The sequence below is a fragment of the Paracoccus luteus genome (assembly GCF_004522155.1).
GTDB classification, from domain to species: Bacteria; Pseudomonadota; Alphaproteobacteria; order Rhodobacterales; family Rhodobacteraceae; genus Paracoccus; species Paracoccus luteus.
This window is the reverse complement of sequence record NZ_SDEA01000001.1, coordinates 494032-508887: the sequence shown is the minus strand read 5'-3', so window position 1 is coordinate 508887 and position 14856 is coordinate 494032. Positions and strand designations below refer to the sequence as shown.

At 68.2% G+C, this 14856-nt stretch carries 14 protein-coding genes; 10 read left to right on the top strand and 4 right to left on the bottom strand.

All coding sequences use genetic code 11. The annotated features are described in order from the left end of the window. Positions 1 to 7: 7 nt before the first annotated feature. The 3 genes from atpA to EPA64_RS02455 form a co-directional block, all read right to left on the bottom strand. A complete protein-coding gene (gene atpA, locus EPA64_RS02465; RefSeq protein WP_134724631.1) occupies positions 8 to 1543 on the bottom strand; it encodes a F0F1 ATP synthase subunit alpha in 1536 nt (511 codons plus the stop codon). Continuing rightward, entirely contained in the window at positions 1543 to 2103 is a 561-nt protein-coding gene (locus tag EPA64_RS02460; protein ID WP_181953489.1) for a F0F1 ATP synthase subunit delta, read from the bottom strand. The genes atpA and EPA64_RS02460 overlap by 1 nt, the downstream gene beginning before the upstream one ends. Before the next feature lie 311 nt (positions 2104 to 2414). Next, entirely contained in the window at positions 2415 to 3203 is a 789-nt protein-coding gene (locus EPA64_RS02455; protein WP_134724629.1) for a class I SAM-dependent methyltransferase, read from the bottom strand. A gap of 57 nt (positions 3204 to 3260) precedes the next feature. On the opposite strand from EPA64_RS02455, the gene gloB reads away from it, so the two are divergent. From gloB to EPA64_RS02405, 10 genes are all read left to right on the top strand, one after another. Beyond that, positions 3261 to 4001 carry a hydroxyacylglutathione hydrolase gene (gene gloB / locus EPA64_RS02450; RefSeq protein WP_134724628.1) on the top strand — a complete coding sequence of 247 codons (741 nt, stop codon included), beginning with the start codon at positions 3261 to 3263 and terminating at the stop codon, positions 3999 to 4001. Between the two features lie 186 nt (positions 4002 to 4187). Beyond that, a complete protein-coding gene (gene clpA / locus EPA64_RS02445) occupies positions 4188 to 6506 on the top strand; it encodes an ATP-dependent Clp protease ATP-binding subunit ClpA (protein ID WP_134724627.1) in 2319 nt (772 codons plus the stop codon). A 500-nt stretch (positions 6507 to 7006) separates the two neighbouring features. Continuing rightward, positions 7007 to 7903: a polyphosphate kinase 2 gene (ppk2, locus tag EPA64_RS02440; RefSeq protein ID WP_134724626.1), complete on the top strand. Its 897-nt coding sequence runs from the start codon at positions 7007 to 7009 to the stop codon at positions 7901 to 7903. After that, positions 7903 to 8208, top strand: a complete 306-nt coding sequence (locus tag EPA64_RS02435; RefSeq protein WP_134724625.1) for a DUF1330 domain-containing protein — start codon at positions 7903 to 7905, stop codon at positions 8206 to 8208. Before ppk2 ends, EPA64_RS02435 begins: the two co-directional genes overlap by 1 nt. Before the next feature lie 56 nt (positions 8209 to 8264). Beyond that, a complete protein-coding gene (locus EPA64_RS02430; protein WP_134724624.1) occupies positions 8265 to 8759 on the top strand; it encodes a tellurite resistance TerB family protein in 495 nt (164 codons plus the stop codon). Positions 8760 to 8841: 82 nt separating this feature from the next. Further along, positions 8842 to 9660, top strand: coding sequence for an ABC transporter ATP-binding protein (locus tag EPA64_RS02425; protein WP_134724623.1), 819 nt, complete (start codon positions 8842 to 8844; stop codon positions 9658 to 9660). A gap of 23 nt (positions 9661 to 9683) precedes the next feature. Next, positions 9684 to 10490: a transporter substrate-binding domain-containing protein gene (locus tag EPA64_RS02420; protein ID WP_134724622.1), complete on the top strand. Its 807-nt coding sequence runs from the start codon at positions 9684 to 9686 to the stop codon at positions 10488 to 10490. A gap of 50 nt (positions 10491 to 10540) precedes the next feature. Continuing rightward, positions 10541 to 11425 carry an ABC transporter permease subunit gene (locus tag EPA64_RS02415; RefSeq protein WP_134724621.1) on the top strand — a complete coding sequence of 295 codons (885 nt, stop codon included), beginning with the start codon at positions 10541 to 10543 and terminating at the stop codon, positions 11423 to 11425. Beyond that, positions 11422 to 12249 carry an ABC transporter permease gene (locus EPA64_RS02410; RefSeq protein WP_134724620.1) on the top strand — a complete coding sequence of 276 codons (828 nt, stop codon included), beginning with the start codon at positions 11422 to 11424 and terminating at the stop codon, positions 12247 to 12249. Before EPA64_RS02415 ends, EPA64_RS02410 begins: the two co-directional genes overlap by 4 nt. Positions 12250 to 12252: 3 nt before the next feature. After that, positions 12253 to 13584, top strand: coding sequence for a glutamine synthetase family protein (locus EPA64_RS02405; RefSeq protein ID WP_134724619.1), 1332 nt, complete (start codon positions 12253 to 12255; stop codon positions 13582 to 13584). A gap of 44 nt (positions 13585 to 13628) precedes the next feature. Here EPA64_RS02405 and EPA64_RS02400 read toward each other — a convergent pair whose 3' ends face one another. After that, positions 13629 to 14756: an aminotransferase class V-fold PLP-dependent enzyme gene (locus tag EPA64_RS02400; protein WP_134724618.1), complete on the bottom strand. Its 1128-nt coding sequence runs from the start codon at positions 14754 to 14756 to the stop codon at positions 13629 to 13631. Between the last annotated feature and the right edge of the window lie 100 nt (positions 14757 to 14856).

Here is a 14856-nt window from a genome sequence, read left to right as displayed (position 1 = left end):
CTACTCCTCAGGCTGCCGTCTTGGCATAGGCGTCCAGAACGGTTTTCAGCCGGGTCTCGGCCTCGCCCTTGATCTTGGGATCCTCACGGGTCAGCCAGTCCAGCACGTCGGAATGCTGGTTGCGCATGAACTGGATCAGCCCCTGTTCCCACTTGCCGACCTCGCGCACCGGGACGGCGTCCAGATAGCCCTTGGTCCCGGCATAGATGACGGCCACGATCTCGGCGTTGGTCAGCGGCGAATACTGCGGCTGCTTCATCAGCTCGGTCAGGCGGGCGCCGCGGTTCAGCAGCTTTTGCGTCGCCGCGTCCAGATCGGACCCGAACTGCGCAAAGGCCGCCATCTCGCGATACTGCGCCAGTTCCAGTTTCACGGGACCGGCGACCGATTTCATCGCGTTGGTCTGCGCGGCCGAACCCACACGCGACACCGAAAGACCGGTGTTCACGGCCGGGCGGATGCCCTGGAAGAACAGGTCGGTTTCAAGGAAGATCTGGCCGTCGGTGATCGAGATCACGTTCGTCGGGATATAGGCCGACACGTCGCCCGCCTGCGTCTCGATGATCGGCAGCGCGGTCAGCGAGCCGCCGCCGTGGCTCTCGTTCAGCTTGGCCGAACGTTCCAGCAGGCGCGAGTGCAGATAGAACACGTCGCCCGGATAGGCTTCGCGCCCCGGCGGGCGGCGCAGCAGCAGCGACATCTGGCGGTAAGCCACGGCCTGCTTGGACAAATCGTCATAGATGATCAGCGCGTCCTTGCCGTTGTCGCGGAAATATTCCGCCATCGCGGTCGCGGCATAGGGGGCCAGATACTGCATGGGCGCGGGTTCGGACGCGGTCGCGGCGATGATGGTCGTATAGGCCATCGCGCCGCTTTCCTCCAGCTTCTTGACCAGCTGGGCGACGGTGGACCGCTTTTGCCCGATGGCGACATAGAAGCAGTGCAGCGTCTTCATGCCGTCGTTTTCACGGCCGTTATAGTTCTGCTGGTTCAGGATCGTGTCCAGCGCGATGGCGGTCTTGCCGGTCTGGCGGTCGCCGATGATCAGCTCGCGCTGGCCGCGGCCGACGGGGATCATCGCGTCCACCGATTTCAGGCCGGTCGCCATCGGCTCGTGCACCGACTTGCGCGGCATGATGCCGGGGGCCTTGACGTCGGCCACGCGGCGCTCGGTCGCGTCGATCGGGCCCTTGCCGTCGATGGGGTTGCCCAGCGCGTCCACGACGCGGCCCAGCAGCGCCGGGCCGACCGGCACGTCCACGATGGACCGGGTGCGCTTGACGGTGTCGCCTTCCTTGATCGAACGGTCGTCGCCGAAGATCACGATGCCGACGTTGTCGGTTTCAAGGTTCAGCACCATGCCGCGGATGCCGCCGGGGAACTCGACCATCTCGCCGGCCTGAACCTTGTCCAGACCGTGCACGCGCGCGATGCCGTCGCCGACCGACAGCACCTGGCCGACCTCGGCCACCTCGGCGTCCTGACCGAAATTCTTGATCTGATCCTTGAGGATCGCCGAAATCTCGGCAGCCTGGATTCCCATTATCCGACCTCTTTCATGACATTCTGCAGGGAAGCGAGCTTCGAGCGGATCGAGCTGTCGATCATCTGCGAGCCCAGCTTGACAATCATTCCGCCGATGAGGGTCTCATCGACGCGGGTGTTCAGTTTCACCGTCTTGCCGGATTTCGAGGCCAGCGTCTCGGTCAGGCGGCGTTCCTGCTCGGCGCTCAGGGGGGCGGCGGCCACGACCTCGGCCGTCACCTCGCCCCGCGCCTCGGCGATCAGCGCCGACAGCCGGTCGACCAGCTGCGGCAGCGCGAACAGGCGGCGGTTCTGCGCCATCAGCCGCAGCGTGTTGCCCAGCACGGGCGTCAGGCCCATGCGGTCGGCGATGGCGCCGATCGCGGTTTCCTGCTGGTCGCGCGAATACACGGCCGAGCCGATCAGCGTGCGCAGGTCGGCACTGTCCCTGATCGCCGTGCCCAGCGCCTGGACCTGGGGGGCAAGCGCGTCGACCGCGCCCTGTTCCTTGACCAGATCGAACACGGCTTGCGCGTAACGCCCGGCGATGTTGGCGGAAATAGACGCGGTATTGGCCACGGACACCCCTTTGGTTAGCGCGAAACCCCGCAGGCCGGGCCGGCGGCAGGCCGGTCAGTCGCGGGGCGCGGACATTGGAACCGCGCCGGTCAGGCCGGGCCGGTCCCTGAAATCTGCGGCGTCTCTAGCAGCACATGCTGGGGCTCGCAACTGTTCGGGGGGCTGAAAATCCATGCCCGGGCGCAAAGTCGGACGGGTTGCGCTAACGCGGCCGCGGGCGTGGGCGCAAGCTGTGGAAAACGACCCTGCGGGCGCGGTCCGGACCCCGGCAAACAGCGCCCTTTACCCTGCGCGCAGCTGTGCGAATCGCTTCAGATCCCCGGCCCGCGCGCGGGGCCGCGCGGGACCGACGGGGCGGCCGGGCGGGGACGGCGAATCCCCTCAAGCACCTGCAGGGGGCTGGGCACTCTGACGCGGCTGCCCGGCCCGACCGGGGCGTGAACCTGTTTCGTCAGTTCGGCCAGCACCACCCCCGCGACCAGCACCGATGCGATGCGCGTCCCCGTCCGTTCCCACCATTGCGCGCTTTTCAGCCAGAACCGCCGGTCCGAGGGCGGGATATACAGCGCCGCCCCGGTGCGTTCGGTCACGAACCCCGCCGCGCGCGCCTGCGCGTCCAGCTGTCCGCGGGTATAGCTGCGCCCCAGCCCGAAAGGCGTCGCCTCGCTTTGCGCCCACAGCCCGGCCCGGTTAGGCGCCATGACCAGCATCCGCCCGCCCGGCCCCAGCACGCGCCACGCCTCGGCCAGCAGGGCGGCGGGGTGGTCCGCGGTTTCCAGCCCGTGCAGCATGACCAGCCGGTCCACGCTCCCGGTTTCCAGCGGCCACGCATCCTCGTCGCACATCACGGTGCGGTTGGGCGCGCCGGGCGGCCAGCCCATGACGCCCTGCGGACCCGGCATCAGCGCGCTGACCCGGCGCGCACGGGCCAGATAGGGGCGCAGCAGCGGCACCGCAAAGCCATAGCCCGCGACGGTCATGCCGGTCGTCCCCTCGGCCGGCCACAGCACCGCCATGCGGTCGCGCAGGATGCGCTGGACCGCGCGGCCCAGCGCCCGCTGATAGTAGAAGGCGCGCAGGTCGATGACGTCGTGATGCATTGCGTCCCCGGCGGGTTTCGGCTTGGCTGACGGTGCCAGAACAACCGGGGGGTGCCAATGCCGGCCACGGTCCACACGATCCGCTGCCTGTCCGACAACTATGCCTATCTTGTCCAGGGCGGCGGGCAGACGGTGCTGGTCGACGCCCCCGAGGCCGGGCCGATCCTGGCCCATCTGGACGGCATCGGCGGGCGGCTGGACGCGATCCTGCTGACCCACCACCACGACGACCACATACAGGCCGTCCCCGAAATCGTCGCCGCAACCGGCGCGCAGGTCTGGGGCAACGGCGCGGACGCGCACCGCCTGCCGCCGCTGGACCGCGCGCTGGTGGCGGGCGAGACGGCGCTTGTGTGCGGCGAGAATGTCACGGTCATCGACGTGCCCGGCCATACGGTGGGCCATGTCGCGTTCCATTTTCCGGCCTCGCGGCTGGTCTTTACCGCCGACAGCCTGATGGCGATGGGCTGCGGCCGCCTGTTCGAGGGGACGGCCGCGCAGATGTGGGACAGCCTGTCGCGGCTGGCGGCGCTGCCCGATGACACGCTGGTCTGCTCGGGGCACGATTATTGCCGTGGAAACGGGGCGTTCGCCCTGTCGGTGGACCCGGACAACGCCGCGCTGCGGGCGCGCATCGACGCGGTCGCGGCAGGCCGGCGCCCCTGTTCGCCCGCGACGCTGGGTGAGGAAAAGGCCACCAACCCGTTCCTGCGCGCGCCCGAACTGGCCCGCCCGGACGAAAGCGCGCTGTCGGCCTTTGCCCGGCTGCGGGCCGGGAAGGACGGGTTTCGCGGCTAGGACGCGGTTGAAATCGCCCCCGCGCGTGATCACATCAGCCTCAACCGCCGCAGTTTCGGCCGGCATGTCGCAGAATACAGCTTGCGCCCGGACGAAATGCACCAATTCTTAACTGTATCGTGACAGTCTGGTCAGGTGGGCCCACAATCGGGCCCAGACCGCCAGCCGACTGACAGGAGCCGACTCGTGCCGTCATTTTCGAACACCCTGGAACAGGCCATCCACGCCGCGCTGTCGCTTGCCAACCAGCACAGGCACGAACTGGCCACGCTGGAACACCTGCTGCTGGCCCTGACCGAGGAGGCGGACGCGGTCAAGGTCATGCGCGCCTGCAACGTCGATCTGGGCGAACTGCGCCGCCTGCTGACCGATTTCATCGAGGACGACCTGTCCACCCTGATCACCGACATCGAAGGGTCCGAGGCGGTGCCGACGGCCGCGTTCCAGCGCGTGATCCAGCGCGCCGCGATCCACGTCCAGTCGTCGGGCCGGTCCGAGGTGACGGGCGCCAACGTGCTGGTCGCGATCTTTGCCGAACGCGAATCCAACGCCGCCTATTTCCTGCAGGAACTGGACATGACCCGCTATGACGCGGTCAATTTCATCGCCCACGGCGTCGCCAAGAACCCGTCGTTCTCCGAACCGCGCAGCGTCCAGGGCGCCGACGGCGAAACCGCCAAGGACGACGCGGCGACGGGCAAGTCCGACGACAGCGCGCTGGCGAAATACTGCGTGGACCTGAACCGCAAGGCGACCAGCGGCGACGTCGATCCGCTGATCGGCCGCGCCGACGAGGTGGAACGCTGCATCCAGGTGCTGTGCCGCCGGCGCAAGAACAACCCGCTGCTGGTGGGCGACCCCGGCGTCGGCAAGACCGCCATCGCCGAGGGGCTGGCGCTGAAGATCACCCGCGGCGAGACGCCCGAGGTGCTGAAGGGTGCCACGATCTATTCGCTGGACATGGGCGCGCTGCTGGCGGGCACCCGCTATCGTGGCGACTTCGAGGAGCGGCTGAAGGCCGTCGTGAAGGAGCTTGAGGAGCATCCCGACGCGATCCTGTTCATCGACGAGATCCACACCGTCATCGGCGCCGGCGCGACCAGCGGCGGGGCGATGGACGCGTCGAACCTGCTGAAACCGGCGCTGGCCGGCGGCAAGCTGCGCTGCATGGGGTCCACGACCTACAAGGAGTTCCGCCAGCACTTCGAGAAGGACCGCGCGCTCGCCCGCCGGTTCCAGAAGATCGACGTGAACGAGCCGACGGTGCCCGACACGATCAAGATCCTGATGGGCCTCAAGCCCAGCTTCGAAAAGCACCACGACCTGCGTTATACCAGCGAGGCGATCAGGACCGCGGTCGAATTGTCGGCACGTTACATCCACGACCGCAAGCTGCCCGACAAGGCAATCGACGTGATCGACGAGGCGGGCGCGGCCCAGCATGTCGTGGCCGAAAGCAAGCGCCGCAAGGTGATCGGCCCGAAAGAGATCGAGGCGGTGGTCGCCAAGATCGCCCGCATCCCGCCCAAGAACGTCACCAAGGACGATGCCGAGGTGCTGCGCGACCTTGAAAAGACGCTCAAGCGGCTGGTCTTTGGCCAGGACAACGCCATCGAGGCGCTGGCGAGCGCGATCAAGCTGTCGCGCGCCGGCCTGCGCGAGCCGGAAAAGCCCATCGGCAACTATCTGTTCGCCGGCCCGACCGGCGTCGGCAAGACCGAGGTGGCCAAGCAGCTTGCCAGCACGCTGGGGGTGGAACTGCTGCGCTTCGACATGTCGGAATACATGGAGAAGCACGCCGTCAGCCGCCTGATCGGCGCGCCCCCCGGCTATGTCGGCTTTGACCAGGGCGGCATGCTGACCGACGGCGTGGACCAGCACCCGCATTGCGTGCTGCTGCTGGACGAGATCGAGAAGGCGCACCCGGATGTCTATAACATCCTGTTGCAGGTGATGGACCACGGCAAGCTGACCGACCACAACGGCCGGCAGGTGGATTTCCGCAACGTGATCCTGATCATGACCTCGAACGCGGGCGCGGCCGACCAGGCGAAGGCCGCGATCGGGTTCGGCCGCGACCGCCGCGTGGGCGAGGACAAGGAGGCGATCGAGCGGACCTTCACGCCCGAGTTCCGCAACCGCCTGGACGCGGTGATCAGCTTTGCGGCCCTGTCGCGCGACATCATCGTGCAGGTGGTCGAAAAGTTCATCCTGCAGCTGGAAGCGCAGCTGATGGACCGCAACGTCCACATCGAGCTGACTCCGGAAGCCGCGAACTGGCTGGCCGAAAAGGGCTATGACGACCGGATGGGCGCGCGCCCCTTGGGCCGCGTCATCCAGGAATCGATCAAGAAGCCGCTGGCCGAGGAACTGCTGTTCGGCCGGCTGACCAAGGGCGGCGTGGTCCGGGTGCGGATCGAGGACGACAAATGCGTCTTCGACATCGAGGGCCCCTCGACCCCGCGCCTGACCAAGGACCGCCCGCCCCTGCTGACGGCAGAGTGAGCGGCCGCGGCCCCTGCGGGCGCCGCGACGAACAGCCGGACACCCCGGCGCGGGCAGAAACGGAACGGGCGCAACCTGCCGGGTCGCGCCCGTTTCCCTCCGCTACACTGCGGGGTCCGCGCCTGCGGTATCGCGCACGAGATGAGCCGAACGTGCCACGCCCGCCGGGCCGGGCATCCGCCGGGATGCCGGTCGCCACGCCCGCCGGGCCGGGCATCCGCCCGGGTGCCGGTCGCCTGCGCGTCGGGCAGGCATCCGCCCCGGCGCCGGCCAGTCCAGCCCAGCCCGCTCAGCGGCCCAGCCCAGTTCGGGACGCGACCGGAACCACGCGGCCTCCGGAACCGACGCTGACGGAACCGCCGCTCCCCTTGCCCCGACAACGCGGGTGCGCCGGGGCGCGGCCCTCGCCAGCCGCGACACGCCACCCCGCCCTTGCCAGCTGTCGCAATTCCGTCATCTTTGCATGGTTCAAGCAGCCACGCGATCAGCCAGGGAAAACCATGTCGGACGATCTCAACACCCTTGCGATGGAAGAGGCGCTTGATGAGGATTTCGAGCTGGACCTTGAGGATGCGCTGATCCCCCAAAAGATCATCGCCGACTACAAGGCGCTGCATCCCAATCCGCTGCCGCGCCAGATCTATTACCGCGAGCTGTTGCGCCTGCAGTCCGAGCTGATCAAGCTGCAGGACTGGGTCAGCCATCACAAGGAAAAGGTCGTCGTCATCTTCGAGGGGCGCGACAGCGCCGGCAAGGGCGGCGCGATCAAGCGCATCACCCAGCGGCTGAATCCGCGCGTGGCCCGCGTGGCGGCCCTGCCCGCGCCGTCCGACCGCGAAAAGACCCAGTGGTATTTCCAGCGCTATGTGCCGCACCTGCCCTCGGGCGGCGAGATCGTGCTGTTCGACCGCAGCTGGTACAACCGCTCGGGCGTCGAGCGGGTGATGGGCTTCGCCACCGAGGATGAGGTCGAGCAGTTCTTCCGCGACGTCCCCGAGTTCGAGCGCATGCTGGTCCGCTCGGGCATCCGGCTGGTGAAATACTGGTTCTCGATCACCGACGAGGAACAGCAGATGCGGTTCCTCATGCGCATCCACGATCCGCTGAAACAGTGGAAGCTGTCGCCTATGGACCTGCAATCCCGCATCCGCTGGGAGGACTATACCAAGGCCAAGGAGGACATGTTCGAGCGCACCTCGATCCCCGAGGCGCCGTGGTATATCGTGCCCGGCAACGACAAGAAACGCGCGCGGCTGAACTGCATCGACCATCTGCTGGGCCTGATCCCCTATACCGAGGTTTTCCACGATCCCGTCGCGCTGCCCGACCGCGTGTTCAACCCCGACTATGAACGCGAGGTGCTGCCGCGCGACCTGTATGTGCCGGAGAGATACTGATGCCGAAAGGTTACTGGGTGGCGCATGTGACGGTGGACGATCCCGCCGCCTATGACGCCTATCGCCAGGCCAACGCGGCCGCGTTCCAGAAATACGGCGGCCGGTTCTTGGTCCGCGGCGGCGAGGCGCGGGTGGCCGAGGGCGCGATGCCCGGCCGGACCGTGGTGATCGAGTTTCCCACTGTCCAGGCTGCGCACGCGTGTTATGACAGCCCCGAATATCGCCGGGCGATGGCGCTGCGACTGCCGTGCAGCACCGCCGATCTGGCGATCTTTGCGGGTTGGGATGCGCCCGATCACGATTGACGTTCGTTCAAACGCGCCATCTTGCGTCCGCCACCCTACTTGGCTGAAATGGTGTCATGTTTCGTAACCTGTTGACTCGCCTTTTTTCGCAGGACGCGCCGGACCAGTCGCTGGCGCCCGATGACGCCGAACTTGCCGTCGCAGCCCTTCTGGTGCGCGTCGCGCGGGCGGACGAACGCTATGGCGCGGCCGAACGGGCGCGCATCGATCACCTGCTGGCGCATCGGCGCCATCTGGACGCCTCGGCCGCCGCCGACCGCCGCGCCGCCGCCGAGATGATCGAGGCCGAGGCCCCCGACACGGTCCGGTTCACCCGCGCCATCAAGGACCGCATCCCGCTGGAACGCCGGGTCGAGGTGATCGGCGCCCTGTGGGACGTGGCGCTGGCCGACGGCCACCGCAGCCCCGAGGAGGACGCGGCCGTCCGGCTGGCGGCCAACCTGCTGGGCGTCAGCGACGTGGAAAGTGCGACCGCGCGCCAACGGGTCGAGCGTGAGCGCGACGGACAGCCCGACCATCTGGGCCCGGCCGCGGTGGGCGGTCAGGCCTGACCGCTGCCGGCGCTTGCCCCGGCGGCATCGGCGTCACGACACCGTTGCAATCCGGCCCGGAATCGCGCCAGATGACCCGATCATGACCGTTGACGCCGTTCTTCCGAACCCCAGCCCGGTTTCTGCCGACAGCGGTCCGCCGGTCATCCAGATCCGCGGCCTGCACAAGGCCTATGGCCCGCTTCAGGTCTTGAAGGGCGTCGACATGACCGCGCCGCGCGGCCATGTCGTGACGCTGATCGGATCGTCGGGGTCGGGGAAATCCACGCTGCTGCGCTGCTGCAACCTGTTGGAAAACAGTCAGGCCGGCGACATCCTGTTCGAGGGCGAGCCGGTGCGCTGGACCGGCACCGGCGCCCAGCGGACGCCCGCCGACCGGACGCAGGTCACGCGCATCCGCACCAACCTGTCGATGGTGTTCCAGCAGTTCAACCTGTGGTCGCACCTGACCATCCTGCAGAACGTGACCGAGGCGCCCGTCACCGTGCTGGGTCAGCCCCCGGCCCAGGTCGAGGCCCGCGCCCGCGCGTTGCTGGCCAAGGTCGGCATCGGCGACAAGGCGGACGCCTGGCCCGCGCAGCTGTCCGGCGGCCAGCAGCAGCGCGCCGCCATCGCCCGCGCGCTGTGCATGGAACCCCGCGCGCTGCTGTTCGACGAGCCGACCAGCGCCCTCGACCCCGAGTTGCAGCAAGAGGTCGTCAAGGTGATCAAGGATCTGGCGGCCGAACATCGCACGATGATCCTGGTCACCCACGACATGCGGCTGGCCGCCGATGTCAGCGATCATGTCGTGTTCCTGCATCAGGGCCGGATCGAGGAGCAGGGGCCGCCCGACCAGATTTTCCGCGCACCCCGGACCGACCGGTTGCGCCAATTCCTCAACGCGACCACGGTCGCCTGAGACATGACCAACGGGAGACCACGATGAAGAACCTGCTGACCGCCGCCGCCGTTCTGGCGCTGACCGCCGGCGCGGCGCTTGCCGAGCCGCTGCGCATGGGCACCGAGGGCGCCTATCCTCCCTACAACTTCGTCAATGAAAAAGGCGATGTGGACGGCTTCGAGATCGAGCTGGGCAACGAGCTGTGCAAGCGTATCGGCGCGGAATGCACCTGGGTCCGCAACGACTGGGACTCGATCATCCCGAACCTCGTCAGCTCGAACTATGACACGATCATGGCGGGGATGAACATCACCGACGAGCGCAGGAAGTCGATCGCCTTTTCGGACGCCTATACGCCGCCCCCGCCCTCGGCCTATCTGGCGCTGACGCCGGACGCCGACATTGCCGGCGTGGTGGCCGCGCAGACGAACACCATTCAGGCCGGATTCGTCGCCGAATCCGGCGCGACGCTGATCGAGTTCGCCACCGGCGAGGAGGCCATCGCCGCCGTCCGCAACGGCGAGGCCGAGGCGGTGTTCGCCGACCGCGACTTCCTCGTCCCGTTCGAGCGCGACTCGGATGAGCTGGTCTGGGTCGAGGGCCAGGACCGGGTGGTCGTGGGCGAGGGTCTGGGCATCGGGATGCGCCAGTCCGACACCGAGCTGAAGGCGCGCTTTGACAAGGCCATCGCCGACATGAAAGCCGACGGCACGCTGGACGCGATGATCGTCAAGTGGCTGGGGGCCGAGGCCAAGACCTTTGCCGGCGACGCCACCGGGGGCGACGCTGCCGGGGCCGACGCTGTGACGTCCGACGCTGCCGCCGCGCCGGCGCAGCCGTCGAACTGATGCCCTGAACGGAAAGCCGCCGCCCCGCGCGGGGTGGCGGCGACGCACCGATGTTCGCCCAATGCGCCGATCCCAGTGCCCTGAACGGCCTGAACTGGATGCTGTGCTACCTCACCTCGGGGACGCACCTGCTGTTCTATGGGTCGTTCGGAACGGTGCTGCTGCTGCTGGTGCTGACCGCGCCGCTGGCCTTGCTGCTGGGGTTCCTTGGCGCGCTGGCCGCGCGGTCGCAGATCGCGCCGCTGCGCTGGCTGGGGCGCGGCTATGCCGCCATCGTGCGGGGCGTCCCGGACATCGTGTTCTTCCTTTTCGTGCCCATCGCGCTGGATCAGGGGATCGAGTGGCTGCGTTCGCGGTTCCTGTGCGATCCCTCGGTGCCGGTCCGGCAGGGCAACGAGTTCGTCGTCTGCGCGCCCGCCAAGATGCCGCTATCGGTCAGCCCGGAATGGGTGCATGACCTGTATGGCGTCGGGCTGGCGGTGGCGGCCTTTGCCTTTGTCTTCGGCGCGTTCGCCGCCAACGTCCTTTATGGCGCGATGGGGGCGGTGCCCCGCGCGCAGCTGGAAACAGCCGAGGCCTATGGCATGACCCCGCGCCAGATCGACCGGCGCATCCTGATCCCGCAGATGTGGACCTATGCCCTGCCGGGCCTGTCGAACCTGTGGATGATCCTGGTCAAGGCGACGCCGCTGCTGTTCCTTCTGGGGGTCGAGGACATCGTCTATTGGGCGCGCGAGCTGGGCGGGTCCAAGACCACCACCTATGCCTATCCCCACGGCGACTGGCGGGTGTGGTATTTCCTGGCGCTGCTGGTCTTCTATCTGCTGATGACCTGGGTCTCGCAGCGGCTGATCGACCGGGTGGCCGCGCGGCTTTCGCGCGGGCAGGCCACCCTGGCCGGCGAGGCGCTGCGCAAGACCGGGACGCCCGCATGAACCAGTGCCTGCAGACCATCGCCGATTACGGGTTGCGCGCGATCGGCATCGGCGAACGGCTGCTGCCGCGCAGCGATTTCACCCTGTGCCAGCAAGTCACGCTGATCGGGTCGGGGCTGATCTGGAACATCTATTTCGGCGCGCTGGCGCTGGCGGCCGGGTTCGTGCTGGCCAACGCGCTGGCGCTGGGAAAGGCCAGCCGCAACCCCTGGGTCCGCCGCCCGGCCGAGGCGTTCATCTTTGTCTTTCGCGGCAGCCCGCTGTTCATCCAGTTCTTCCTGGCCTATTCGGCGCTGGTGTTGCTGCCGCGCGACGGGCTGTCGTTTCTGGGTGTGACGCTGCCCACCGGCTGGCTGGCGCGCGCCTGGGCGGGCGCGCTGATCGTGCTGACCCTGAACACCGCCGCCTATTCGGCCGAGATCTTTCACGGCGCGCTGCGCAACGTGCCCAAGGGCGATCTCGAGGCCGCGGACGCCTATGGCCTGACCGGCTGGGCGCGGTTCCGGCGCATCGTCTGGCCGACGATGATGCGGCTGGCCTGGCCCGCCTATACCAACGAGGCGATCTTCCTGTTCCACGCCACGACGCTGGTCTATTTCTCGGGCTTTCCGGCGTTCCAGCAAAAGGGCGACAGCCTGTATTACGCCAGCTATTTCGCGGACAAGACCTTTAACCCCTTTGTCGCCTATCCCATCGTGGCGGGCTATTTCATCCTTTTGACCCTGGGGCTGATTGCCCTTTTCGGGGTCGTCAACAGGCGGCTGAACCGGCATTTGCCGGGTGCCGTCCAGCGGCTGCGCTATCGGCCGAACATCATCAGGTGACACATGGACTGGCTGAGGGAACATCCCGAGGTAAAGACGATCCGCGTGGCGGCCGCCGATCTGAACGGCGTCGCGCGCGGCAAACGCATCCCGGCCCGCTTTGCCGACAAGCTTTTGACCGAGGGAACCAAGTTCCCGTATTCCGTCCTGAACATGGACATCTGGGGCGAGGACGTCGAGAACAGCCCCCTTGTGTTCAAGGCGGGCGACCCCGACGCGCTGCTGATGCCGACGGAACGCGGCTTCATGCCGATGCCCTGGCTTGATGCGCCGTCCGGCCTGCTGCCGATCTGGATGTTCCACCCCGACGGACGCCCCTATGACGGCGATCCCCGGCAGGCGCTGGCGCGGGTGGTCGAACGCTACAAGGCGGCCGGGCTGACCGCCGTGGTGGCGACCGAGCTTGAGTTCTTCCTGATCGACGATTCCGGCAGCGACCTGCGGGTGCCGCGCAGCCCCCGGTCGGGCAAGCGCCGCACCGGGGCGGAAACCCTGTCCCTGCGCGCGCTGGACGCGTTCGACCGCTTTTTCACCGCGCTTTACGAAGCGTGCGAGGCGATGGACATCCCCGCCGACACCGCCATTTCCGAGGCCGCGCCGGGGCAGTTCGAGATCAACATGATGCACCAGCCCGACCCGCTGAAGGCGGCGGACGACGCCTGGCTGTTCAAGCAGCTGGTCAAGGGGCTGGCGCGCCGCTTCGGCTTTGCCGGGTCGTTCATGGCCAAGCCCTATGAGCTGTTCAACGGATCGGGGATGCACATGCATTTCTCGGTGCTGGACGCGCGCGGCCGGAACATTTTCGACGACGGAACGAACGCCGGGTCGGATGTGCTGCGCCACGCGGTCGCGGGCTGCCTGGAGGCGATGCCGGGTTCGACGCTGCTGTTTGCGCCGCACGAGAACAGCTATGACCGGCTGGTGCCGAACGCCCACGCGCCGACGGGGATCGGCTGGGCGTATGAGAACCGCACCTCGGCGATCCGCATCCCCTCGTCCGGCCCCAAGGCGCGGCGGATCGAACACCGCACGCCGGGCGGCGACGTGAACCCCTATCTGACGGTCGCCGCCATCCTGGGCGCGGCGCTGAACGGGATCGAGGATCGGGCCGACTGCCCACCCCCGATCACCGGCAACGCCTATGACCAAGGGCTGGCGCAGCTGCCCACCGACTGGGGCGCGGCCATCGACGCGTTCGAGACAAGCCCCCAGATCCGCCGCATCTTTCCCGATCACCTGATCGGGAACCTGGTGATGACCAAGCGGCAGGAGCTGCACTATATGGCCGAGCTGTCGGACGAGGAGACGGTCGAGCTGTATCTGGACACGGTCTGAGCCGGGGATGCCGGGCGCCCCGCAGCGGCGCGCCCGGCGCCGGTTTACAGCACGCGGTCCAGCACCGCCGTCAGGCGGGCCATCGTGGCGTCCACGTCGCGCAGCTTGTCCAGCCCGAACAACCCCAGCCGGAAGGTGCGGAAATCCGCGCCCTCGCCGACCTGCAGGGGCACGCCCGCGGCGATCTGCATGCCTTGGGCGGCGAACTTGCGGCCGTTCTGGATGTCGGGGTCGTCTGTATAGCTGACCACCACGCCCGGCGCGCCGAACCCGTCCGCGGCGACGGACCGGATGCCGCGCCGCGCCAGCTCGTCCCGGACGGCGCGGCCCAGCCGCTGCTGCGCGTCGCGCGCGGCGTCCAGCCCCATGTCGCGCGTCTCGGCCATCGCGTCGCGCAGCCCGACCAGCGCGTCGGTCGGCAGCGTCGCGTGATAGGCGTGCCCGCCGCCCTCATAGGCCGCCATGATCGACCGCCATTTCTTCAGGTCCAGCGCAAAGCTGTCGCTGACCGTCGCGTCAAGCCGCTGGACCGCGCGGTCCGACAGCATCACCATCCCGGCCGAGGGCGACGCGCTCCACCCCTTTTGCGGGGCCGAGATCAGCACGTCGACGCCGGTCGCGGCCATGTCCACCCAGATCGCGCCCGAGGCGATGCAGTCCAGCACCATCAGCGCGCCGACCTCGTGCGCGGCATCGGCCAGCGCCGCGATATAGTCGTCGGGCAGGATCAGCCCGGCCGAGGTCTCGACATGGGGCGCGAACACCGCGTCGGGGCGGGTCTCGCGGATGCGGGCCGTCACCTCCTCGATGGGCGGAGGGGCATAGGCGGGGCGGGGATCGTTCCCGGCCGGGCGCGCCATCACGACCGTGGTGTCGCGGGCGAAGCCGCCGGCCTCGAATATCTGCGTCCAGCGATAGGAAAACCAGCCGTTGCGCACGATCAGCGCATGGGCGTCGCGCCCGAACTGCCGCGCCACCGATTCCATCGCGCAGGTGCCGCCGCCGGGCACCAGCGCCACGGCCGCCGCGCCATAGACCTCGGTCGCGGTGGCCGAGATGTCGCGCATCACCTGCTGGAACCGCTGCGACATGTGGTTCAGGCTGCGGTCGGTGAACACCACCGAAAACTCCAGCAGACCGTCGGGATCGACGTCGGGGCGCAGTCCGGGCATGGGCATCTCTCCTGTTCGTTCGGCGGCACGCTATCACGGCGGACGCGCCGACAGCCACCCGGCCCTTTGGCGCAGACGCCCCCCTTGCGGCGCCCCCTGC